The sequence below is a fragment of the Mesobacillus subterraneus genome (genome assembly GCF_023715485.1).
GTDB lineage: Bacteria > Bacillota > Bacilli > Bacillales > Cytobacillaceae > Mesobacillus > Mesobacillus subterraneus_B.
In genome coordinates, this window is the sequence record NZ_JAMBOF010000001.1 from 413896 (window position 1) to 436178 (window position 22283).

Here is a 22283-nt window from a genome sequence, read left to right on the forward strand (position 1 = left end):
TTTTCATAAAGGCTGTTTTACGGCCAATTATTTTTTGTCAGAGAATGGTTCGTTGACCTGCCATTAGTAAATGAAGATCATTTAAAACTGCGAAAGAGAGCATTAATAATATGATTAAAGGATGAATCGTGAAGTGGCCATTAAAAAGAAGTTAACCAAAATAGAAGCGGTGATGTGGAGCATAGCACTCCCGGGATTTGCCCAACTTCTGACTGGCAACCTGGTCAAGGGCATTTTCTTTGTCATATTGGAGTTCCTCGTTAATGTAAATAGCAACTTTAATAAAGGAATCATGTACAGCTTCCTGGGTGAAACAGAAAAGGCCATGTATGCAGTGGATTACCAGTGGCTGATGTTCTACCCTTGTTTATATATGTTCGCTATGTGGGATGCCTACAGGAGCGTAATGCCAGAAGAGGAGAAGATAACGTTTTTGCCTTTCGTATTTTCCGCGTATTTTGTCACGGTTGGTTTAATGATTTCTCCAAAGGTGAAGTTTTTTGGAGTATTTCCAGGGCCTGTTTTCCTTCCGATGCTCTTTGTAGTACCTGGCGTGCTTTCTGGATTTTTGATCAGGAAGCTATTATTGAAATTCTATGATCGTTAACTTATTGTCATAAAATAACGCAGGTGCATATAGTATAAAAAGAACTATTTTGTTCTTGGAAAAACGAATAGTGTCTTCCAAAGGGGAGTAGCTGTTAGGGAAACCTAAAGCAAAGTCGTCATTTCATGGGGAAAACCTCATCGGCTTTGTTGGCATGTACATATGCTTAGCAAGACCTTTGCCGCCTGGCAGAGGTCTTTTTGTGGTTGTCAATCCAGAAATTGTACCTTTATCAGCTGGGAGTATGGTTAATAATAAGAACCGGAGGGTGACAAATATGGATTTGGCATTGTTACTTGAATATGGGTGGGTGCTGTTGGTCTTAATTGGACTGGAAGGAATACTAGCAGCTGATAATGCAGTTGTAATGGCAGTAATGGTCAAGCACCTGCCTGCGGAAAAGCAGAAGAAAGCATTGTTTTATGGATTGTTCGGGGCGTTTATATTCAGGTTTGCGACACTTTTCATGATTTCCCTGCTGGCAGATGTTTGGCAGGTGCAGGCACTTGGAGCGCTGTATTTATTGTTTATCTCCGCAAATCATCTTATCAAGAATTACATGGGCAAAAAAGCTCATGAAAATCAAGTGCAAAATGGCGCACGTGGCACAGGCTTTTGGACGACGGTTTTAAAGGTTGAACTTGCAGACATCGCCTTCGCAATTGACTCAATGCTCGCAGCAGTAGCTCTTGCGGTGACACTGACGCCTACAGGCTGGTTCCATATTGGCGGTATTGATGGCGGACAGTTCATGGTCATGTTCCTTGGTGGAATCATCGGGCTTGTCATCATGAGATTTGCCGCGAACTGGTTTGTTAAGCTTTTGCAGGAACGGCCAACACTAGAAACTGCTGCCTTTTTGATTGTCGGCTGGGTTGGCGTGAAACTTGCAGTATTTACCCTTGCCCATCCTGAAATCGGGATATTGGACCAACATTTTCCTGAATCCTTCGTCTGGAAGTTTATATTCTGGGTTGTTTTGATCTCGATTGCTGTCGGAGGTTACTTTTTTTCATCGAGAAGACTGCGTGTCCAGCATAATTCATAAAAATTTTTTTAAGCAAAAAAACCCTCGAATCCACATGTATCAACAAATACTTTAAAAACTTCAGTCAAAAATTGACTGAAGTTTTTTATTTATTTTTTAAAAACCCCCACAAACACCCTAGGTGCAAACGTAACCATTTAGTGATTAAAGCGGCCGCTCCTAAAAACATATGAGGTGAACAGAGGATGAAGAAACTTTCTAACCAAGAGATGAAGAAAATCGCAAAGAGCACATTGGCTCTAGTGCTTGCAGGAACATTTACATTTTCACCAATCGCAATGGCAGAAGAAAACACTTCTGAACTTGAAACAGTAGAATTACAAACAGTAAGTCCTAATGAAATTGAAGAGGCAAAAACACAAGTTGAAGAGTTGGAAGAAACGAACCCTACTTTAATCCCAGGAGATTTCTTCTACTTTGCTAAAATCGCACTTGAGAAAATCAAGCTCGCTTTTACATTTGATAACGCAAAAGAAGCAGAATTGCTTTCTACATACGCATCTGAACGTCTAGCTGAAGCTAGCGCCCTGTTTGCAGAAGGAAAAGAAGATGAAGCCCTTGAAGTAATCGAAGCGGCTGTAGAATATATGGAAAATTCCCAGGTCATCGTCGATGAAGAAACTTCAAACGAAGAAGAAGATGATACAGATTTAGAAGATGGTACTGATTCTGAAGATGAAGCCAAGTCTGACGAAGATACTGATTCTGAAGAGGACGCAGATTCAGATGAGCAAACTGAAGATGGCGAAACTCCTGTTGACGATGTAGTCGCGGAAGACCCAAGTGATGAAGATGCAGAAGAAGTAATTGAAGAGGAAGAAGTAGTAAGCGAAGATCCTTTCGAAGAAATTGAAGGAATGCTCAGACAGAATATCATTGCCTTGAAAGCTGCCATGGAACACGTTGGCAATGAAAATGCAAGAGCGCAACTTCAAAAGAACATTGACAAGACATACGCTAAGATGGCAAAGAAATTGGCCAAATTGGAAGAAAAATATGCAGAGAAGCCTGTTGAGGAAGAAGAAGATACACAAACAACTGAGCCAGTAGAACTAGAGCCGGTGGTTGAGTCAGATCTTCAACCAGCTGATGAAACACCTGAAGAGCAAGCTGAAGATACAATGCCTGCAGATGACGATACAACGGTTGTTCCTGTTGTGGCACCTGTAAAAGCTGAGAAGCAACAGGCAAAGCAAGAGCGCAAAGCAGAAAAAGCGGCTGTGAAGCAAGAACGCAAAGCTGCAAAGCAAGAAGTAAAACAACAAAAGAATGAAGCAAAGCACCATGGTAAACAAAAGAGCCAATCAAAAGGCAATGAAGGCAAAGGCCACGGCAAAGGTAATGACAAGCATTAATTTCTCATGGACAATAGACTCGAAAAGATAGCCTTTCAAGGCTATCTTTTCACTGCCTAACCACAAAAAGCAAATTGACACGATATGATATAATGTGGGGAGGAAAGAGGTGAGGCTATTGCTAAGTTTATTGTTCATGTCAAAGAAACGGCGCAGACCTTTAGAAGAGACCGTGGAGAAAATCCACCAGGGGGATGCTGCTTTAAGGGAAGAATTGATTGATTCTTATAAACCTTTTATAGCAAAGACCGTTTCAGCAGTCTGCAAGAGATACATACATGAATCTGACGATGAATTTAGCATTGGCCTTATCGCTTTCAATGAGGCAATTCAGAAATATTCATCTGAAAAAGGGAATTCATTATTAAGCTTTGCGGAAGTCATGATCAAGCGCAGGGTAATCGATTATATTCGTCAGCAGAGCAGGAACCAGACTCTGAGCTTTAATATATCAAATGACTTGGCAGAAGAAGAACAGCAGCGCTCCACGATAGAAGATGAGCTGTCTCTTGATGAATTCAGGAAAAAGACAGAGCAGGAATTAAGAAGAGAAGAAATCATCCAGTTCCAGGGTATACTTAAAGAATTTGACCTTTCGTTCCAGGACCTGCTTGAGCAATCACCAAAGCATGCAGACGCCCGTAAAAACGCCATGCTCGTTGCGAAAGTGATGGTTGAAAACGAAGAGCTGAAGAATCTGCTCCTGGATAAAAAGCGCTTGCCTATCAAGCATTTGGAAGAAATGGTCGATGTCAGCAGAAAAACAATAGAGAGAAACAGAAAATATATTATTGCAATCGCACTTATATTAATCGGGGATTATGTTTATTTAAAGGATTATATTAAAGGGGTGTTAGAGACATGAGAAAAGGAGTTATCCTTGAAATCAATGATTTTTACCTAACATTGTTGACCCCCGAAGGCGAGTTTTTACGAGCCCGAAAGCTTCAACAAGATTATCAGGTAGGAGAAGAAATCGATTTTTTTCCCGAAATGGCAGCAGCTAAAAGGAAAAGCTTCAATCTATCGTTTGTAAATAGTTTCAAGGCAAGGACAATTGCACTTGCTGCAGCATTAATGCTTGTCATGGCCGGGCTGCTCCCTGTTTACAAAAGCGGACAGGTTTATGCGTATATGTCAATTGATGTGAATCCAAGCATCGAAATGGCTGTAAGCGAAGAATTGAAGGTTTTACAAATTAAAGGCTATAATCCTGAGGGCATAGAGATCATTAAGGAGATTGCAGATTGGAAAAAGAAGGACGCCGCTGTTGTCGCTGAAATGATATTGGATAAAATCGAAGAAAAAGGATTCTTTAAAGAAAAAAATGATGTGGTAATCGCAACCGTTCATAACGGAAAAGTTAATGAGACAGTTGACAGAAAGCTGGATCAAAAGATTTCGGAAATTAAAAAGGCAACACAAGAAGAAAATCTTGAGCTTAAGGTTATGGAAGCTACGAGTGAAGACCGTGATAATGCCAAGAAGCAAGGGCTGACTCCTGGTGTATACAAGGAAAAGCAAAGCAAAAAGGTTGAATCACCAGCCAAGCCTTCAACAGAAAAGAACGAAGCTAAACCAAAGCCTGCCAAGCAACAACCAGCACCACCATTGAAAAAGCAGCCTGAAAAGAAAGATCCTCCTGGGCAGGATAAAAAGCAGATGCAAGTACCCCAAAAGACTGAGCCTGTCAAGCCAGTGACACCAGGATCTGAAAAAAGCAATGGCCGCCAAAATGACAAGAATACTAACTCCAACAATGGCCAAGGCAACAGCCAAAATGCAGATAAGCGCAAAAAATATACTTATAATAAGCCGGCGCAGGACGGAAAAAAGTATCAAAATAAAAAAAGCAGCAATTATAAGCAGGGGCATAATAAGGAGTCCAAAGGACAAGCTGGAAACAACAAAGATAAACACAATAAAAAATAATAAGCAATAAAGTCCGGAAGCTCTCTTCCGGACTTTTTCCATGTCTATATTCAATTGTTAGATTGAAAATCAATAAGCTTATCGAGGTTACTGCTGTTTTTGTCCGGAAAGCTGCGCCTGTGCCTGCTGAACAAGCCTTTTTGTGATTTCTCCGCCCACAGACCCATTTGCTCTTGAAACAGTATCAGAACCGAGGTTCACTCCAAATTCTTGTGCGATTTCATATTTTACCTGGTCCATGAACTGTTCTACACCTGGCACCAGCAATTTATTCGAATTTCTTGCCATTGTTATCGTCTCCTTATGAGGTTTTACAGAGCTAACTCTGTAGTGATAGTTTTATCAAATCAGCCATGTTCATGAATGGTAATGTTTTATTGTATTGGATATTGTTTGGAGGCAATTTTAAATATCGTTGAATAAACGATATAATGATTGTGGCAACCGCAGGAAAATACTTTATTAATCACTTGATATTCTTTATCATAGGTATGGGAATGAAAGCTTTTTTTAAGGTTTGTTATTTTATAGGTAATTTTCGAGTAATAGTGATACGAATAAATAATTTTCTGATAAATGTAAATGAAAATGTTCTGAAAGGAATCAATTATGTGGATTAACATTAGGAGAAATTTTTTAGACAAACTATCCCCTGCGCAAATCATTGTTGCATATTACCTAGTAGCAGTTATAGTTGCGATGAGTTTACTGAGCCTGCCTGTTGCGATTCAGCCAGGGGCAAAATGGTCCTTTATGGATGCATTGTTCACAGCAGCAAGTGCAGTGAGTGTAACAGGGCTGTCAACAATAAGTGTACAAGATACCTTTACAGTTCCTGGAATTTTCATTTTGATGTTTGTACTTCAATTTGGCGGTATCGGTGTTATGGCGCTGGGAACTTTTTTTTGGTTAATTCTTAGGAAAAAAATTGGTTTAAAAGAACGAAGACTGATTATGACCGACCAAAACCAGACTCATATGTCGGGATTAGTTAAGCTCTTGAAAGAAATTCTTGTCATTATTATTCTAATTGAGATTATTGGTGCAATTATTTTGGGAGTTTATTTTCTCAAGTACTTTCCCACTTGGGAGGAAGCATTCCTCCAAGGGTTATTTGCCTCAATCAGCGCCACTACAAATGCAGGTTTTGATATTACAGGAGCATCGTTAATACCTTACGCTAATGATTATTTTGTGCAAATAATAAATATCCTGCTATTAACTCTTGGGGCTATCGGTTTTCCGGTTCTAATTGAAGTGAAAGGTTTTTTTCGGAGGAAAAATAAAAAAGCGCCATATCCTTTTTCACTTTTTACCAAGATTACAACGGTTACATTCATTGGGCTGCTTCTTTTTGGTACTATAGCAATATTTACACTGGAGTATAACCGTTTTTTTTCTGACAAACCATGGCATGAAGCTTTCTTCTATTCTTTTTTTCAATCTGCCACGACGAGAAATGGTGGTCTAGCAACGATGGATGTAAGTGATTTTTCTGATCCAACTTTGCTCATATTGTGTGCATTGATGTTTATCGGTGCTTCACCTAGTTCAGTAGGTGGAGGAATCCGAACAACGACGTTTGCTTTAAATCTTTTGTTCCTTTACCACTTCGCTCGGGGAAGACGATCTGTGAAGGTATTTAAACGTGAGCTCCATCAGGATGACATTATTAAATCCTTGGTAGTGTCTATCATGGCATTACTCATTTGTTTCTTAGCCGTTATTATATTAGTGGCAACTGAGAATCAGCCAATGATGGCGATTATTTTTGAAGTGGCTTCAGCTTTTGGAACGACCGGGCTTTCAATGGGGATCACCCCAGAACTCACAACTATCGGTAAATTTGTCATTATTTCATTGATGTTCATCGGAAGAGTAGGAGTAATTTCATTCTTGCTTTTAATCGGAGGAAGAACCGATAAAGAAAGCATCCATTATCCAAAGGAACGCGTAATCATTGGATAACCTTTCTTCAAAGTATCTAAAAAGCAAATCCGGGGATATCCCCGGATTTTTTGCATTCTAGTCCAAATGGGTTACTGGAGCTTTTCAATCCTGCCCCTTGCTGACGTCTTTTGTAGGGTGCATGAATGGATAAGCTTGAGGCTTTCTTTTTTCTTCGAGCAATTCCCGGTTTTCAGGTGTGTTCCAGCCAATATCGTTTGTAGGATGGACCCACTCGTCGCCAGCCATTATGGCGGGGTCTGTGTTATCACTCCAGTTTTCCAGCGGGGAATTAGGGGAGGCATATAGGCTGTCGCCAATGATTACCCCATGTTCATTTTTGAATGGTGCCTTCATTTCGATGCCAGTATCCTTAAAGCTTGGAGCATTAACCTGATGCGGCAGTGTTTCTTCAATATCTAAAGGTTTCAATTTCGGCTTCTTATTTGGCATGCTAGCTCCTCCTTTTTTGAGTTTATTGTTTGTTGGGGTGAAATTTTTTATCAGATATTCCTTTTGTAAAATTAGGTAATCAATTCTGTACATAGCTGGCAGCCAATTGAAAAAAATAATAGTACGGAGGTGGTTAAAATGGCTAAACGGAAAGCGGAAAGAAATGCTTTGGCTAAATATACAAACACACCTAAGAAAAACCTTCAGGAATCGGAATTCTCTGCTGAATTTTCTCATGGAGAAGACGCTGGTAAATTTGCGAACAGAAATTCCAAACAAGGCAGAAAGGGTAGAGCATAAATGAAGAGGCATCAGGAGCGGCACCAAAAGCCGTATAATGTTGAATTCGGCATGGAATTTGGCGACATTAATGCAGCAAAGCTTTATGAACTGCCGTATGCGGGAAAAAAAGAGAAGCATAAGGACAGAAAAGATAAATAATAAAGGCTCTCTGCGTATACTTTATTGCTTACACAGCCAAAAGTTACGTAATCCCATACCTGATTAAAGCCTCCTCGGACAGAGCTGGCAGATAAAAGAAATCCGGGAGAAAAAACCAGGTTTGAATAACATAATTTTTATGAAGCAAAATAGAAAAAAGCCGGCAATTATGCCGGCTTTACATCTTATTTTTGAAATGAAAAGAACTCAGGTCTTTCAGTCTTAGCATCAAAATATACAAGCATATAGCTTTTGGATTTTACCAGATCTCCTGTTTTCATAAAGCGCTCAAGATCAATTGAAATGTCTTCAATCAAAGTATGTTTGTAAAGATCCTTTTCAATTATGCGAAGCTCTGTAAAACGAGAGCCAAGTGCCTCAGGATTCTGGATGATACCGCGGTACAATTCCGATCGCTGCTGCTTGTCCGATTGAAGTTCCCACCAAGGCTTCCGTGGTTTGTATTTCATGCTGGCAAGATAATCGTACTTCATCAAGCTTTCGACTACTTCCAAGTTCGGGATACCTTTTTCTTTCAAGAATTGGAATAGCCTCTTGAATAGATCCTCAAGCTGATGCCCGATCCTTGACCATCCTTTTTGTTCCCAATGAGAGCCGAACTCCTGGAAGAAATCGAACGGTGACGGGAATACCTTTGTGACAAGATACTCGACTGTCATGTCCATTCTATGATCATTCCAATACTTTTCAAGGACGTCTTCCACTTGTTTAATTTTAATGATGTCATTGAAATCCAGTATGTTATTTCCAAGAATCTCATATGGAGAATGATCCATATAAATATAGTCATGCTGGGCTGCTCTAAGCCTTAATCCAGTGCCGCGGAGCATCTTAAGAAATCCTAACTGCAATTCCTCAGGCCTCATCGCAAACACATCGTTAAAAGTCTTCTTAAAGGAGCTATAGTCTTCTTCAGGCAAGCCGGCTATCAAGTCTAGATGCTGGTCGATCTTGCCGCCTTCCTTGACCATTGTGACTGTGCGCTTCAGTTTTTCGAAATTCTGTTTGCGCATCACTAGTTCATTTGTATAATCATTTGTCGACTGGACGCCGATTTCAAAACGGAACAAGCCTTGAGGTGCTTCCTGGTTGAGGAACTCGATTACTTCAGGGCGCATGATATCAGCAGTGATCTCAAATTGGAACACAGTGCCCGGCAAGTGCTCGTCAATCAAGAACCTGAACATTTCCATGGCGTAGCTTCTGCTGATATTGAAGGTCCTGTCGACGAATTTGATCGTCTTCGCGCCATTCGTCATCAAATAGCGGATATCCTCCTTGATTTTTTCCCTGTCAAAATATCGTACCCCGACTTCAATAGAAGATAGGCAAAATTGGCAGCTGAACGGGCAGCCGCGGCTTGTTTCGATATATGTGACCCTTTTGGAAAGATGGGGAACATCTTCTTGAAAGCGATACGGGGACGGAAGCTCCTTTAAATCCAGCTTGTTTTGCTGTGGATTCATTTGGATGCTGTCATCTTTACGGTAAGCGATGCCTGGTACAGCTGCATAATCTCCGTTGCCTTCAATTTCAGCAAGAAGCTGCTTGAATGTTTGTTCACCTTCGCCGATGACGATGAAGTCAAACTCTTCAACTTCCCGCATCCAGTCCATTACATCGTAGGTAACCTCGGGTCCTCCGATGACGATTTTGATTGCTGGATTGATCTTTTTGATCATCTTGATGACTTTAATGCTTTCTTCGATATTCCAGATATAACAGCTGAATCCTATTACATCAGGTTTCTTTTGGATCAAGTCAGTCACGATATTGATAATTGGGTCTTTTATTGTGTACTCGGTCAGTTTTGCGTCATACTCCGGATATGCATAAGCCTTCAGGTATCTGATCGCAAGATTTGTGTGTATATATTTCGCGTTGAGCGTGGTCAAGACAATATTCATTATTAAATCTCCTTTATTAAAGGCTTTATTCGCACAAATTATTTACTCCGGCTACTATTGCTTGGTGCTTTATTAAAAGTCATCTGACCGATGGAAGCAATAGAAATCGTAAAAATCGATAATGTTTGCGAAAAAAGCCATGTGAAAATCCAACTGCAAATCAACTTTTAATTATACTTCAGTTTAGACAAAAAAGACAGATGAAATCCTTCCCCCAGAGGTGCCAGGAATTAAACGAGCAAAAGAGCCATCCTTATGAATGGCTCTTGTTTTGTTTCACCCTGTTCTTCTCTAATCGTTACCAATTTCAAGATATAATTAATCGCTCAAAAGCTTCCTGCGGTAAAATCGTAGGATTGCCGCAAATCTGGTTTTAAGGCGGTTGATTCTGGACGTTTTAAATTCGATTAACGGTTGTGCAAATGCTGCTGCATATTTGCTTGATAGCAAGAAAGTCAACAGAAGGGCAATCATTGCCAGCAAAAGAAAGCGTTCAGGACTTTGGAAAAAGTTCTGTACTTCGCTTTCACGGAAGGTGCGTACAAAAAATCCGTGCAGCAGGTATACGTAAAGCGTGTTTTTTCCCAGGTCAGTAAAAAAGTATTGTTTTTTTGGAACAATCGTCAAGAAACTGAAAACCATTAACAGGCTTAATAAATAAAAACCCAGGCGAGTGAACATGCTTGAAATGGATGCCGCCTCCATAGCAGAGTATGGTTTTGACCCAAGGAGCCATTTGTAATCAATTTCAGGAATAAAGTAGAACCCAAGGAACACAACAGCAAAAGCTATTAATGCACCGAATTTAAATGCAGGCCTTGTCAGTACCTTGATATGGTCCTTTGTCAGATGGTATCCAAGAAGGAACAAGGGGAAGAACACGAATGTTCGAGAAAGGCTTAAATAATTGGAAACCCAATCAAAATACCCCACTCCTAGTCCCAATCCAAAGGCAACCAGCAGGCCTGTTGTCGCGCTGAACCTTGAAAAAACGATCAGCATGATGTTCCAGCAGAATACACTGATCAAGAACCAAAGCGACCAATGCGGATTCAAGGGATCGACAGTAAAGGTTGACTTGCTATAGAGAAAATAATAGAAAATGGAATAGATCAATTGAAATATCAAATATGGAAGTATTAATTTTCTCGCGATTTTCAGGACATAGCCTTTTTTGTTAAAGCCTCTTGCAAAGAATCCTGATACGAGTATAAAGGCCGGCATATGAAAAGTGTAAATAACTTTATATATATTGTAGATCATTTCATTATCTTCTATAAAAGAGCGGAGAAGATGGCCAAATACCACGAAAAAAATCAATATGAACTTGGCATTGTCAAAGTAGTAATCTCGTTGTTTCATAATTCCTCCCTTAATAAGAGACCCCCGAAAAACACTATAAACCTTTTACCCTTTTTTCCCCATATAAAAACTATGCTAATTGCTCAAATATAAGGAACCTATTCCTTTAAAAGGAATTTCATCATCTGTATTAATACAAAAAACACACTGTTATATAAAAGAAATCCATTAAAATATACGGCTTAATGGAATAATTTTTGGGTGTGTTCCAGTAAAAAAGTTTAAATGTTTGATTTATGTCACAGATAAAGTTTCCAAAAGTATTTAAAATTATAAGTGGGGAATGTTGATATTCAATTACCTTAGCAACCAAAATGGGGAGGGAGAATATGTCTATCTTACCGAAAAAGAATGAATTGGGATTTTATGAGATAAGACTTGAATCAATTGGAGGGCTAGGTGCGAACCTTGCTGGAAAAATGCTTGCCGAAGCAGGAGTGCTTGGACTAGGCTTGAACGGCTCGAACTTTTCTTCATATGGATCAGAGAAAAAAGGCTCGCCTGTTAAAAGCTTCGTGCGTTTTTGCGAGCCTGAAACTGAAATCAGGGTCCACAGCCCGATAGAAGAGCCGCATGTTGTTGGTGTTTTCCATGAGGCACTTTATAAAATGGTGGATGTTGTAAGCGGTCTTAGACCAGATGGAATCCTGCTCGTAAATTCAACGAGGGATTTCGATGATATCAAAAAGGATCTGCACCTTGAATATGGGACACTTGCGATTGTGGATGCACTTTCAATCGCAGTGGAAGAAAAAACGAAAGTAAATACAGCGATGCTGGGAGCTTTATATCGCATCGTTGACTTCCTTGATCCTGAAGCGATGAAAAACGTTATCCGCAAAACATTCGAAAAGAAATATCCTCATTTCGTAGAACCGAATATAAGGACCTTTGAGCGAGGATACAATGAAGTTCAATTCAAGACATACGCAATGGAAGAAGGAGCGCAAGGCAAGGAATTCAAACGTCCTGCACCTATGCTCGGATATGAAACACAGGAAATAGGCGGAGTCATCACCGCTCAGGCAAATAGTATCCTAAAAGATTTAAGCGGTTCCAGACAGGGATTCCTGCCTAAATTTGTCCAGGAGGAATGCATTAACTGTGCTGCATGTGACACTGCATGTCCAGACTATTGCTTTGTGTGGGAAGAAGGAGAAGACAAACGAGGCAGAAAGCAAATGTTCCTCAAAGGAATCGATTATCAATATTGCAAGGGCTGCCTTAAGTGTGTCGAAGCTTGCCCGACTACGGCATTAAGCGAGCTAAGGGAAATGATTGGCTACGCTGACGAAAACAGAGTGAAACATAACTATCCTTATGTGACTGGAGGGGTTTCTTGATGTCCATTTTAGAAGAAAACTTAAAAACAATGAGTGCAGCCGAGCAGGTCACGACCTTTGAATCAGGAAATGAAATGGCTGCAATGGCTGCAGCACAGATAAACTACCATATCATGGGCTATTTTCCTATCACCCCTTCCACTGAAATCGCCCAGTATTTGGATCTGATGAAATCAAGAGGAGAGCATGATATCAAGCTGATCCCAGCCGATGGAGAACATGGCTCAGCTGGTATCTGTTACGGGGCGGCTGCAACAGGTGCGCGCGTGTTCAATGCTACGAGTGCGAACGGCTTGATGTATATGCTTGAACAGCTGCCTGTTCAATCAGGAACACGATATCCGATGGTCATGAACCTTGTAACCAGATCCATCAGCGGACCTCTTGATATCCGCGGCGATCATTCAGACTTGTATTTCGCCTTGAATACGGGATGGGTGATTTTAACAGCCAGGACACCTCAGGCGGTTTACGATATGAATATTATGGCACTGAAGATTGCTGAGCATTCTGATGTCCGCCTTCCGGTCATGGTGGCTTATGATGGGTTCTTCACATCCCACCAAAAGCGTAAGGTCAATTTCTTCAAGGATAGAGCAGTAGTCCAGAAGTTTGTTGGGGAAGCTCCAACTGAATATAATTTCGCAAGGGATCCTAAGAAGCCGTTGACAATCGGGGCGCATATGAATGGCGATGACTTGATCAACAACCACTTCCAGCAATCTGAAGCGATGTATAAAGCGAAGGATGTTTATAAAGAAGTGGCGGCTGAATATGCAAAACTATCGGGGCGAAGCTATGATATTCTTGATCTTTACAAAATGGAGGATGCAGAGGTAGCACTGTTCTTATTGAATTCGGCTGCCGAGTCTGCAAAGGATGTCGTCGATCGTCTTCGCGAAAAAGGAATTAAGGCTGGTATCATCAGCCCTAACATTATTCGTCCATTCCCTGCACAGGAAATCAGGGAAGCTCTCGCAAATGTCAAGTCACTGCTTGTGGGTGAGCGCGCTGACTCTTACGGCGGACATGGTCCAAATCTGACGCATGAAATTAAGTCAGTGCTTCAGGATGACAAAAATAATGCGACGATCGTCCAGAGCAGGGTATTTGGGCTTGGCGGAAAGGACTTCTATGCAGATGACGCAGAAGCATTTTTCGCTTTGGCGATTAAAGCAATGGAAGAAGGCTATGCAGAGAAGCCATTCGATTACTATGGCCATGTAGCTGGTGATCCTGAAAAAACGTTAAAGCAGGTCATTGAGCCTCAGCAGGGAGATATTTACAAATCAGGACTTATCCAAGTAACTCGTGATGAAGAAAAAAATAAACTGAATGTCAAAATCCCGCCGCTGCGGGCATTGACTTCTAAGCCGAAGCGTATTGCATCTGGCCATGGTGCTTGTCCGGGCTGCGGCATTTTCGGCGGCCTTGAATTATTCTTTAAAGGCATTGAAGGGGACCTGGTTATCCTGTTCCAGACAGGCTGCGCTTATGTGGTAACAACAGCGTATCCACACACATCTCATAAGCAGACAACGATCCACAATCTGTTCCAGAACGGCGCCGCAACATTATCAGGAACGCTTGAAGCCTTCCTTGAACTGAAGCGCAGAGGTGAAATAGAAATTTCTGCAGATGCGACATTCGTTATGGTAACAGGAGACGGCGGCATGGATATCGGTATGGGATCAGCAATAGGTACTGCACTTCGCGGCCACAAACTGATCATGCTGGAGTATGATAACGAGGGTTATATGAACACAGGCTCCCAGCTTTCATATTCCACTCCATTTGGTCATATGACCAGTACTTCGAATGTGGGCAAAGCGCAACAGGGTAAGGCTTTCCACCATAAGGATACAGCCCAGATCATGGCTTCTACGAATATTCCTTATGTATTCACAGGAACAGAAGCGTTCCCGCAGGACCTTGTCAAAAAGGCAGCAAAGGCACAATGGTATGCGCAAAACGTCGGTACCGTATATGGCAAGCTGCTGATTACTTGCCCGCTTAACTGGAAGTCTGATGACCGCTATGGCCAGACAATTGTCGAAGCGGCAGTTAATTCAAACTTCTTCCCGCTTTATGAAGTTGAAGAAGGCATCACGAACATCACGTACGATCCAGAAGCAAAGAATAAAAAAATTCCTTTAGCAGAATGGCTGAAATTCATGGGTAAGACCAAGCATTTGCTAAAAGAAGAAAATAAGGATATGCTTGCTGAATTTGAAAAAGAAGTCGAAAGAAGATGGCAGCGTCTAAAAGCAAAGCATGAAAGTGAATACCTGTAAGACCACAACCGAGAAGCCAGGTAATCTGGCTTCTTTTTCTGTGAAACTTGAAATAATATTTAAATTTTTGTGTCAAACTGCAAAACTATCACTTATAGCTAGCGGAAAGTTTCAGGAAAATACCTCTGTTTTAAAGGGATTTTCTCCATTAATGTAGAAAGTACTAGAAAAATGGGAATCCGACAAGGAGGCTTTCTGGTGAATAGTGCTAACAACGTAGACGAACTAGGGGCACTCAAAGAGAAAATAGCCGCTTTAGAACGTGAAAATTCCTCTTTAAAAGAGATGATCGCTAACAATCAGCCAGGGGCTTCTGATTGCTTTCTTCCAGTGGAACCTGCTGCTGGCCCTGACAATGAGTTTGAAAAAAGATTCATAGAGAATGAGGGGCTTCTAAAGAATTTGTTTCTCGAAACCCTTGATGGAATCGTTTTTTGGGGTAAGTGTGGAAAAATCTTTGCTGCCAATGATGCGACCTGTAAGATATTAGGAGTTACTCTTGAAGACTTGCTACAATACAAAATCTCTGATTTCATTTACCAAAAAGATGAGAAATATAGTGCCATGAAACAAATAATCAGTGAAAAAGGTGCGCTTCGCGAGGAGACCATCTTTTTGCTGCCGAATGGCAAGAAGAAACTGCTTGAGTTTACTGTAAAGCTTAATGCGGGCGCAGGCTACCATATGACGATCGTACGTGATGTCAGTGAACGTCATCGTATGGAGAAGGAGCTGCGGAAAAGCGAGGAAAGGTTCAGGAAAATTTTCGAGGGATCCATTGAGGGAATGATCCTTTGGGATGATGATTGCCATAACTATGAAATTAACCCATCAGGAATGGCAAAATTGGAATTGAAGCCTAAAGACCTGAGGGAGAGGAACTTCCGGAAGGTATTCCTCGACCTGGGGATTAAAGAGGAATTAATTGATGAAAAAAAGGAAGCACTTCTTCGCAACGGAAGATTGGACGGCAGGATTACAGTCCCTTTTGAAGACGGAAGGACGAAGCATTTCGAATATACGGTAAAACAGCATTTAGTAGACAATTTGAACCTCATCGTTTTCAGGAATATAACGGAAAAAGTTGAAATGGAGGCACAGCTGCGAAAATCGGATACTTTGAATATAATCGGAGAGCTCGCTGCCGGGATCGCCCATGAAATTCGCAACCCAATGACTGCGCTAAAAGGATTTATCCAGCTGCTCGAAAGCAGTACGGGGGATGCGTACTCATTATATTTTCAGGTCATAACCACGGAACTCCAGCGAATTGACTCCATTATCAATGAGTTCCTGATCCTTGCCAAGCCTCAGGCAATAAAGTATATCCACACAGATATTTCAAAAATCATGAAGGAGACCGTTGACCTGCTCACCGCCCAGGCAGTGCTTCATGATGTGCAATTTAATACCTATTATGCCGATGGTTTACCAGAACTGCTATGTGAACCTAATCAATTAAAAAAGGTCTTTATCAATATTATAAAAAATGGAATTGAAGTTATGCCAAAAGGTGGTTATGTTACCGTCACAATCAGTCAGGATCCCCACAACAGGATACATATTTCCATCAAGGATGAAGGGGAAGGGATCCCTCCGGAAAAATTGAAAAAGCTAGGAGAGCCATTTTACACAACCAAGGAAAGAGGAACAGGCCTGGGTTTGATGGTCAGCTTTAAAATCATTGAAGAGCACGGGGGAACAATTGAAGTAGAAAGTAAAATTGGGCACGGTACGACCTTTCATGTTTATCTTCCAATCAAAAATGGAGAAGTCTGATTGAATTAATCAATCAGGCTTTTTCACATATCATGAAATTATGCATTTAGGCCCATTATCCACCTCAGTGAGCACTTGAAGGTGCAGACTAAATTCAAAAAAAATTAAATATGGACTTTTAAAACAAAGGAAAATAAAGTATATTAGATATATAACTAATTAGATGTATGTTAAATCGATGGAGGTGAATGTATGCAACTGGACAGAATTGTCGCTTTTCATAAAACGATGGGGGATCCGACGAGGATAAGAATTGTGGCTTTGCTGGCAAATGGCCCGCTTCACGGCCAGGCGATCGCAGGAAAGCTGGGACTTACTCCGCCAACTATTACTCACCATATTAAAAAACTTCGGGAAACCAATGTGATTTACGAACGCAGAGATAAAAATACGATTTATTTTCACCTGAATGAATCGGTGATTAAGCAGCAGGCAAAGACCCTGAGCCGATTGATTGAGAAAAAAGAAGGCGAGGTGGAAGCGATGATCGGACAAAATATGGAGAGGCAAAAAGTTATCGAAAATTTTATCACAAAAGATGGTAAATTGAAGAATATCCCGGCTCAGCGGAAGAAAAAACTGATGGTTTTCGAATATATCGTCCGCGGATTAACAGCGGGGAAAAAGTATCCTGAAAAGGAACTGAACGAATATATTAAGAAGTTTCATGAAGACTATGCGACAATCAGAAGAGAATTCATCATCAACCATTACATGTATCGTGAAAATGGAATTTACGAATTGAATCCCGAAGAAATGTGGGCAAAACCGGAATGATTAATTGAATTATTATCACAAAAAACCGCTCAGGTACCTGAACGGTTTTTTGTGTTTTTTTAGCGAAGAGCTTTAATACAGTTCTGGCCGGCGGTCTGCAAATATCGGAATCTTGCTTCTGGCATCCTTGACCTGATCAAGGTCAATTTCCGCGAAAAGGATTTCCTGGCCTTCGCCTGCTTCAGCAATCACGTCTCCCCACGGACCAATCACCATGGAATGTCCGGCGAAGGTGTTGTTGGGGTCTGAGCCTGAACGGTTGCAGGCAATCACATAGCATTGGTTCTCAATCGCACGTGCAATGAGCAGCGCGCGCCAGTGCTCAAGACGCTGGATCGGCCATTCAGCTACGACGAACATTGCTTCAACGTCCTGAAGGGCATGTGCACGGACCCATTCAGGGAAACGAATATCATAGCAGATTAGTCCGGCAAATTTTTGGCTGTCGAGAGAAAAGAGACCTTTTTCCTTTCCAGCAGCAAGATATAAGTGTTCATCCATCAGCTGGAACAGATGGAGTTTGCTGTATTTTCCAGTCTGCTCCCCATTCTTATCGAATACCAGCATTGTATTTTCGATGCCCGATTCTGTTTTGTTGGCAACAGAGCCCCCGACAATATGGACTTTTTGCTTGATGGCTGTTTCTTTTAGGAATGCAGAGGCTTCCTGCGCCTCTTCATCAGCTTTATCTTTAAGATTTTTTAAATCATAACCCGTGGTCCACAGTTCCGGGAGGACAATAATATCAGGGGTTACTGAGCTTGCTTTCTCAATCAGGGTGCTGGCTGCTTCATAGTTTTGAGCCGCATTCCCAAAAGTAATGTCCATTTGCAAGCATGCTATTTTATATTTCATCTAGAATCACCGCCATACTTTCTGAAAATTAACTCTTTACAAGTTACTATTTACGTTATATCATTTGTGACTAGAATTTCAAATTAAAATTTTCAAATAATCTTAAGTTTTATAAGCAGGTGAAAAAATGGAGTTTCCACAATCAGAATTATTGAAAAGTCTGCCCAAGCAATTCTTTGCTTCTCTTGTGCAAAAAGTAGGCGCTTATACTGAGCAAGGGGCGGATGTAATTAATCTTGGGCAAGGGAATCCGGATCAGCCGACACCGGAGCATATTGTCGAAAAGTTAAAAGTTGCTGCAGAGAACCCGCTTAATCATAAGTATTCACCATTCCGGGGACTGCGTTCATTAAAAGAAGCGGCGGCAGAATTTTATAAAAGAGAATACGGAGTTCAGCTCGATCCTGAAGAGGAAATCGCGATTCTTTTTGGCGGGAAGGCTGGTCTGGTTGAAATTCCTCAATGCCTGCTGAATCCAGGAGAAACGATTCTTGTCCCAGACCCTGGATATCCCGATTATTGGTCTGGCGTTGAAATGGCAAGAGCAAAAATGGTGACGATGCCACTGAGGGAAGAAAACAGGTTCTTGCCTGATTTTTCCGAGCTAAGTGCAGAAGAATTAACCGAAGCTAAGCTCATGTTTCTCAATTACCCAAACAATCCGACAGGTGCTGTAGCGGGCAAAGATTTTTTTGATGAGACAATCCAATTGGCAAGAAAAAATGAAATTTGTGTCGTACATGATTTTGCCTATGGTGCAATTGGTTTTGATGGGAAGCGCCCATACAGCTTTTTGCAGTCTGAAGGCGCCAAGGATGTTGGCATTGAAATCTACACACTTTCAAAAACCTATAACATGGCCGGCTGGCGTGTTGGCTTTGCAGCAGGGAACAAAAGTGTGATTGCCGCGATTAATTTGCTTCAGGACCATATGTATGTCAGTTTATTTGGTGCAGTACAGGAAGCAGCGGCTGAAGCCTTGCTTGGACCACAGGAATGCGTGGCTGAACTGAATGATTTATATGAATCCAGAAGGAACGTGCTTATTGATGGCCTGACAAATATCGGCTGGAATGTTACTGCTCCAAAAGGCTCCTTTTTTGCCTGGCTAAAAGTGCCTGAACCATTTTCCTCCATTGGATTTGCCGATTTTTTATTGGATAAGGCACACATCGCTGTTGCTCCCGGAATTGGGTTTGGCGATTGCGGAGAAGGCTATGTCCGGGTTGGCTTGCTTACTTCGGAGAAGAGATTGCGAGAAGCTGTCAGTAGAATTGAAAGCTTAGGAATTTTCAAAAAAGATATTGACAATGTTTTATGAACCTGACATAATCCTAATTAATAAATTACTTTAACCAATTAAATAACTTAATTAAATTATTTTCTTATCAAGAGCAGGCGGAGGGACGAGCCCGATGAAGCCCGGCAACCGACCCAGCATTATGCTGGGCACGGTGCTAATTCTTGCAGCGAAAGCTGATAGATAAGGAGATGTTAGTTTGCTATCTAACCTCTTCTTTTCGAAGAGGTTTTTTTTATGCCCCATTAAACGGGGATCATTATTGTTTGGAAAGGATTGAACTTCATGAGTGAAATTACAGCAACTTATATTGTCCATGATGCAAAACATAACCCGGAGAAAAAGGCGGAGGGAATCGCCCTTGGGTTGACAGTTGGTTCCTGGACGGATTTGCCGGAATTGGATCAAAGACAGCTTAAAAAGCATAAAGGAAGAGTCGTTTCAGTCGAAGGCACTGGCCTTGACAGCAATGCAGAAACAGTCGCGACAATTAAAATAGCCTATCCTGCCCTGAACTTTTCAGCGGATTTGCCTGCAATCCTTACAACGGTATTCGGGAAGCTTTCGCTGGATGGCAAGGTAAAACTTGTGGACCTTCAATTTAGTGATGAACTGAAGAAAGATTTTCCGGGTCCGCGCTTCGGAATTGAAGGAATCCGAAATAAACTAGGTGTTCATAATCGGCCATTATTGATGAGCATTTTCAAAGGCGTAATCGGCCGAGACATGGAATTCTTGTTAAAGCAGCTAAAAGAGCAAAGCCTTGGAGGAGTTGACTTGATTAAGGATGATGAAATCCTGTTTGAAAATAAACTCACTCCTTTTGAGAAGAGAATCGCTCTTGGGAATCAGATTTTGGATGAGGTCTATGAAACTACTGGCCACAGAACCTTATATGCAGCGAATCTGACGGGGAGGACCACACAGCTTAGAGATAAAGCAAGAAAAGCAGCAGAATTGGGAGCCGATGCGTTGCTGTTCAATGTATTTGCATACGGTTTGGATGTGCTTCAGGAACTTAGGGAAGATGATGAGATCAGCATTCCAATCATGGCACACCCTGCTGTAAGCGGTGCTTTGACATCGGCTGATGATTATGGATTTTCACATTCTCTGCTTCTTGGAAAACTCGTTCGCTATGCAGGGGCAGATTTCTCACTGTTCCCTTCGCCATATGGAAGTGTCGCATTGGAAAAGCAGCAGGCACTATCAATCGCTGAAGCACTGACAGCCGAGGACCTTTTCCAAAAGTCATTCCCGGTTCCATCTGCCGGCATCCATCCAGGTATGGTCCCGCTGCTTGTTAAAGATTTTGGAGTAGATTCAATTATTAATGCCGGAGGCGGTGTGCACGGACATCCTGGTGGAGCTCAGGGCGGCGGCAAGGCTTTCAGGCAGGCCATAGACACAGTTCTTCAAGGGAAATCTCTTGAAGAAGGAGCTTTAGAGCATGAAGAGTTAAAGACAGCTATTAATCTATGGGGTTCAGCTGAGGCGGTGGCCAAGTGAACAATCCAGTGATTTTCTGCGATTTTGATGGTACGGTAACCGAAAAGGATAATATCATCGCAATCATGAATCGATTCGCACCAGAAGGCTGGGAAGAGCTGAAGGAAGGCGTGCTCAACAGAAGCATTTCCATCAGGGAAGGTGTTGGCAAAATGTTTTCCCTGCTGCCGGTAAGCTTGAAAGAAGAGATTATTGAATTTGCGTTAGATCATGCAAGAATCCGCTCCGGTTTTCAAGAATTCCTGGATTTCACGAAGGAGGAAGGAATTCCTGTTTATATTGTCAGCGGAGGGATCGATTTTTTTCTTGAACCAATTATAAACAAATTTGGTCCATTTGCAGGAGTGTACTGCAATGGATCTGATTTTTCACAAACCACTATAAAAATCGAATGGCCGAACAGCTGTGATGATCAATGTTCTAATGATTGCGGCTGTTGCAAGCCTTCCATCATGAGAAAGCTTGTACAAAGCGATACTTATAAAATCGTCATCGGCGATTCAGTGACCGACCTAGAAGCCGCAAAACAAGCAGATTATGTATTCGCAAGAGATTACCTGAAAATTAAATGTGAAGAATGGGCTATTCCACATACACCATTTGAAACTTTCTATGATTGTATTGAAGCTCTTAAAACTAAGACAGGGGTGAGAGGATGAGCAGTGTAGAAACGAAGTGGGAAGAACTTGCTGATGTGAAATCAGAACTTGCAGAGCGTGACTGGTTTATGGGCACCAGCGGCAACCTTGCGATCAAAGTTAATAACGACCCGGTGCAATTCCTGGTAACGGCCAGCGGAAAGGATAAGCGGAAGCGAACGGATGAAGACTTTTTGCTAGTCGACCAATTCGGCCGTCCTGTTGAAGAAACGCATTTGAAGCCGTCTGCAGAAACGTTGCTCCATGTTGAGGTGTACAGAAAGACAAACTCCGGCTGCAGTCTCCATGTCCACACAATTGATAATAATGTCATTTCTGAAGTCTATGGTGACAGGGGTGAGGTACAGTTCCAGGGACAGGAATTAATCAAGGCATTCGATAAATGGGAAGAAGATGCTGTCCTTAAAATTCCCATTATTCCGAATTATGCACACATCCCGACATTAGCAAAGGCTTTTTCTGAGCATGTAAAAGGAGATACCGGAGCAGTCCTGATCAGAAACCATGGCATCACCGTCTGGGGCAGGAACGCTTTTGAAGCTAAAAAAATATTGGAAGCCACAGAATTTTTATTCCGATATCAGTTAAGGCTCCTCGAGCACAAACCATTCCAATTATTCAAGGTTGTTTAACTAAAAGGGTAGTTTAAAATCTTTATGCTGGTTTCGGCACTATGTTGATTGGAGCCGAAATC

21 protein-coding genes and 1 riboswitch are annotated in these 22283 nt (G+C 41.6%); of the genes, 16 read left to right on the forward strand and 5 right to left on the reverse strand.

Annotated features, from left to right (window positions below; genetic code table 11):
• Window positions 1–172: 172 nt before the first annotated feature.
• The 5 genes from M3204_RS02065 (at window position 173) to M3204_RS02085 (ending at window position 4942) form a co-directional block, all read left to right on the forward strand.
• Window positions 173–607: a hypothetical protein gene (locus M3204_RS02065; RefSeq protein WP_251478129.1), complete on the forward strand. Its 435-nt coding sequence runs from the start codon at window positions 173–175 to the stop codon at window positions 605–607.
• Between the two features lie 277 nt (window positions 608–884).
• Complete coding sequence (locus M3204_RS02070) at window positions 885–1655, forward strand: TerC family protein (protein WP_251477824.1); 771 nt, start codon at window positions 885–887, stop codon at window positions 1653–1655.
• Window positions 1656–1840: 185 nt separating this feature from the next.
• On the forward strand, window positions 1841–3010 hold the full coding sequence (locus M3204_RS02075) for a DUF5667 domain-containing protein (RefSeq protein WP_251477827.1): 1170 nt from the start codon (window positions 1841–1843) through the stop codon (window positions 3008–3010).
• A 118-nt stretch (window positions 3011–3128) separates the two neighbouring features.
• The gene (gene sigI, locus M3204_RS02080) at window positions 3129–3875 is read left to right on the forward strand and encodes an RNA polymerase sigma factor SigI (protein WP_251478132.1); all 747 of its coding nucleotides are present in this window, start codon (window positions 3129–3131) and stop codon (window positions 3873–3875) included.
• Window positions 3872–4942 carry an anti-sigma factor domain-containing protein gene (locus tag M3204_RS02085; protein ID WP_251477830.1) on the forward strand — a complete coding sequence of 357 codons (1071 nt, stop codon included), beginning with the start codon at window positions 3872–3874 and terminating at the stop codon, window positions 4940–4942. The genes sigI and M3204_RS02085 overlap by 4 nt, the downstream gene beginning before the upstream one ends.
• 87 nt (window positions 4943–5029) lie before the next feature.
• Here M3204_RS02085 and M3204_RS02090 read toward each other — a convergent pair whose 3' ends face one another.
• Complete coding sequence (locus M3204_RS02090; protein WP_251477833.1) at window positions 5030–5230, reverse strand: alpha/beta-type small acid-soluble spore protein; 201 nt, start codon at window positions 5228–5230, stop codon at window positions 5030–5032.
• Between the two features lie 321 nt (window positions 5231–5551).
• Between M3204_RS02090 and M3204_RS02095 the strand changes: the two genes are divergently transcribed.
• Window positions 5552–6910, forward strand: coding sequence for a TrkH family potassium uptake protein (locus tag M3204_RS02095; RefSeq protein ID WP_251477835.1), 1359 nt, complete (start codon window positions 5552–5554; stop codon window positions 6908–6910).
• A gap of 84 nt (window positions 6911–6994) precedes the next feature.
• Here the strand turns inward: M3204_RS02095 and M3204_RS02100 are convergent, their stop codons facing one another.
• The gene (locus M3204_RS02100; protein ID WP_251477837.1) at window positions 6995–7342 is read right to left on the reverse strand and encodes a DUF3905 domain-containing protein; all 348 of its coding nucleotides are present in this window, start codon (window positions 7340–7342) and stop codon (window positions 6995–6997) included.
• Between the two features lie 138 nt (window positions 7343–7480).
• Between M3204_RS02100 and M3204_RS02105 the strand changes: the two genes are divergently transcribed.
• Together M3204_RS02105 and M3204_RS02110 are read left to right on the forward strand one after the other, a co-directional pair.
• Complete coding sequence (locus M3204_RS02105) at window positions 7481–7642, forward strand: hypothetical protein (RefSeq protein WP_251477840.1); 162 nt, start codon at window positions 7481–7483, stop codon at window positions 7640–7642.
• Window positions 7643–7783 carry a hypothetical protein gene (locus M3204_RS02110; protein WP_251477843.1) on the forward strand — a complete coding sequence of 47 codons (141 nt, stop codon included), beginning with the start codon at window positions 7643–7645 and terminating at the stop codon, window positions 7781–7783. It abuts the gene before it with no gap.
• Window positions 7784–7968: 185 nt separating this feature from the next.
• Here M3204_RS02110 and M3204_RS02115 read toward each other — a convergent pair whose 3' ends face one another.
• Together M3204_RS02115 and M3204_RS02120 are read right to left on the reverse strand one after the other, a co-directional pair.
• Entirely contained in the window at window positions 7969–9711 is a 1743-nt protein-coding gene (locus tag M3204_RS02115; RefSeq protein ID WP_251477847.1) for a B12-binding domain-containing radical SAM protein, read from the reverse strand.
• A gap of 318 nt (window positions 9712–10029) precedes the next feature.
• Window positions 10030–11073, reverse strand: coding sequence for an acyltransferase family protein (locus M3204_RS02120; protein WP_251477849.1), 1044 nt, complete (start codon window positions 11071–11073; stop codon window positions 10030–10032).
• A gap of 329 nt (window positions 11074–11402) precedes the next feature.
• On the opposite strand from M3204_RS02120, the gene M3204_RS02125 reads away from it, so the two are divergent.
• From M3204_RS02125 to M3204_RS02140, 4 genes are all read left to right on the forward strand, one after another.
• Window positions 11403–12416: a 2-oxoacid:acceptor oxidoreductase family protein gene (locus M3204_RS02125; protein WP_251477852.1), complete on the forward strand. Its 1014-nt coding sequence runs from the start codon at window positions 11403–11405 to the stop codon at window positions 12414–12416.
• Window positions 12416–14710, forward strand: a complete 2295-nt coding sequence (locus M3204_RS02130; protein ID WP_251477856.1) for a thiamine pyrophosphate-dependent enzyme — start codon at window positions 12416–12418, stop codon at window positions 14708–14710. The genes M3204_RS02125 and M3204_RS02130 overlap by 1 nt, the downstream gene beginning before the upstream one ends.
• Before the next feature lie 198 nt (window positions 14711–14908).
• Window positions 14909–16489 carry a PAS domain-containing sensor histidine kinase gene (locus M3204_RS02135; protein ID WP_251477859.1) on the forward strand — a complete coding sequence of 527 codons (1581 nt, stop codon included), beginning with the start codon at window positions 14909–14911 and terminating at the stop codon, window positions 16487–16489.
• A 192-nt stretch (window positions 16490–16681) separates the two neighbouring features.
• The gene (locus M3204_RS02140; protein ID WP_251477862.1) at window positions 16682–17266 is read left to right on the forward strand and encodes a metalloregulator ArsR/SmtB family transcription factor; all 585 of its coding nucleotides are present in this window, start codon (window positions 16682–16684) and stop codon (window positions 17264–17266) included.
• 72 nt (window positions 17267–17338) lie between these two features.
• On the opposite strand, the gene M3204_RS02145 is transcribed toward M3204_RS02140, so the two are convergent.
• Complete coding sequence (locus M3204_RS02145; RefSeq protein WP_251477865.1) at window positions 17339–18121, reverse strand: carbon-nitrogen family hydrolase; 783 nt, start codon at window positions 18119–18121, stop codon at window positions 17339–17341.
• 127 nt (window positions 18122–18248) lie between these two features.
• Between M3204_RS02145 and M3204_RS02150 the strand changes: the two genes are divergently transcribed.
• From M3204_RS02150 to M3204_RS02165, 4 genes are all read left to right on the forward strand, one after another.
• Window positions 18249–19442, forward strand: coding sequence for a pyridoxal phosphate-dependent aminotransferase (locus tag M3204_RS02150; protein ID WP_251477868.1), 1194 nt, complete (start codon window positions 18249–18251; stop codon window positions 19440–19442).
• Window positions 19443–19503: 61 nt separating this feature from the next.
• A riboswitch (SAM riboswitch) is annotated at window positions 19504–19611 on the forward strand.
• A 95-nt stretch (window positions 19612–19706) separates the two neighbouring features.
• Window positions 19707–20930, forward strand: coding sequence for a 2,3-diketo-5-methylthiopentyl-1-phosphate enolase (gene mtnW / locus M3204_RS02155; protein ID WP_251477871.1), 1224 nt, complete (start codon window positions 19707–19709; stop codon window positions 20928–20930).
• A complete protein-coding gene (locus tag M3204_RS02160; RefSeq protein ID WP_251477874.1) occupies window positions 20927–21589 on the forward strand; it encodes a 2-hydroxy-3-keto-5-methylthiopentenyl-1-phosphate phosphatase in 663 nt (220 codons plus the stop codon). The genes mtnW and M3204_RS02160 overlap by 4 nt, the downstream gene beginning before the upstream one ends.
• Window positions 21586–22221: a methylthioribulose 1-phosphate dehydratase gene (locus tag M3204_RS02165; protein ID WP_251477877.1), complete on the forward strand. Its 636-nt coding sequence runs from the start codon at window positions 21586–21588 to the stop codon at window positions 22219–22221. The genes M3204_RS02160 and M3204_RS02165 overlap by 4 nt, the downstream gene beginning before the upstream one ends.
• The last annotated feature ends 62 nt before the right edge of the window (window positions 22222–22283 follow it).

Bases quoted from the DNA above. Each gene is read 5' to 3' on its own strand.
- M3204_RS02105 (WP_251477840.1), top strand. From the start codon at position 7,481: ATGGCTAAACGGAAAGCGGAAAGAAATGCTTTGGCTAAATATACAAAC.
- M3204_RS02090 (WP_251477833.1), bottom strand. From the start codon at position 5,230: ATGGCAAGAAATTCGAATAAATTGCTGGTGCCAGGTGTAGAACAGTTC.
- M3204_RS02145 (WP_251477865.1), bottom strand. From the start codon at position 18,121: ATGAAATATAAAATAGCATGCTTGCAAATGGACATTACTTTTGGGAAT.
- M3204_RS02075 (WP_251477827.1), top strand. From the start codon at position 1,841: ATGAAGAAACTTTCTAACCAAGAGATGAAGAAAATCGCAAAGAGCACA.
- M3204_RS02125 (WP_251477852.1), top strand. From the start codon at position 11,403: ATGTCTATCTTACCGAAAAAGAATGAATTGGGATTTTATGAGATAAGA.
- M3204_RS02150 (WP_251477868.1), top strand. From the start codon at position 18,249: ATGGAGTTTCCACAATCAGAATTATTGAAAAGTCTGCCCAAGCAATTC.
- M3204_RS02115 (WP_251477847.1), bottom strand. From the start codon at position 9,711: ATGAATATTGTCTTGACCACGCTCAACGCGAAATATATACACACAAAT.
- M3204_RS02165 (WP_251477877.1), top strand. From the start codon at position 21,586: ATGAGCAGTGTAGAAACGAAGTGGGAAGAACTTGCTGATGTGAAATCA.
- mtnW (WP_251477871.1), top strand. From the start codon at position 19,707: ATGAGTGAAATTACAGCAACTTATATTGTCCATGATGCAAAACATAAC.
- M3204_RS02120 (WP_251477849.1), bottom strand. From the start codon at position 11,073: ATGAAACAACGAGATTACTACTTTGACAATGCCAAGTTCATATTGATT.
- M3204_RS02110 (WP_251477843.1), top strand. From the start codon at position 7,643: ATGAAGAGGCATCAGGAGCGGCACCAAAAGCCGTATAATGTTGAATTC.
- M3204_RS02085 (WP_251477830.1), top strand. From the start codon at position 3,872: ATGAGAAAAGGAGTTATCCTTGAAATCAATGATTTTTACCTAACATTG.
- M3204_RS02095 (WP_251477835.1), top strand. From the start codon at position 5,552: ATGTGGATTAACATTAGGAGAAATTTTTTAGACAAACTATCCCCTGCG.
- M3204_RS02130 (WP_251477856.1), top strand. From the start codon at position 12,416: ATGTCCATTTTAGAAGAAAACTTAAAAACAATGAGTGCAGCCGAGCAG.
- M3204_RS02065 (WP_251478129.1), top strand. From the start codon at position 173: ATGTGGAGCATAGCACTCCCGGGATTTGCCCAACTTCTGACTGGCAAC.
- M3204_RS02140 (WP_251477862.1), top strand. From the start codon at position 16,682: ATGCAACTGGACAGAATTGTCGCTTTTCATAAAACGATGGGGGATCCG.
- M3204_RS02100 (WP_251477837.1), bottom strand. From the start codon at position 7,342: ATGCCAAATAAGAAGCCGAAATTGAAACCTTTAGATATTGAAGAAACA.
- M3204_RS02070 (WP_251477824.1), top strand. From the start codon at position 885: ATGGATTTGGCATTGTTACTTGAATATGGGTGGGTGCTGTTGGTCTTA.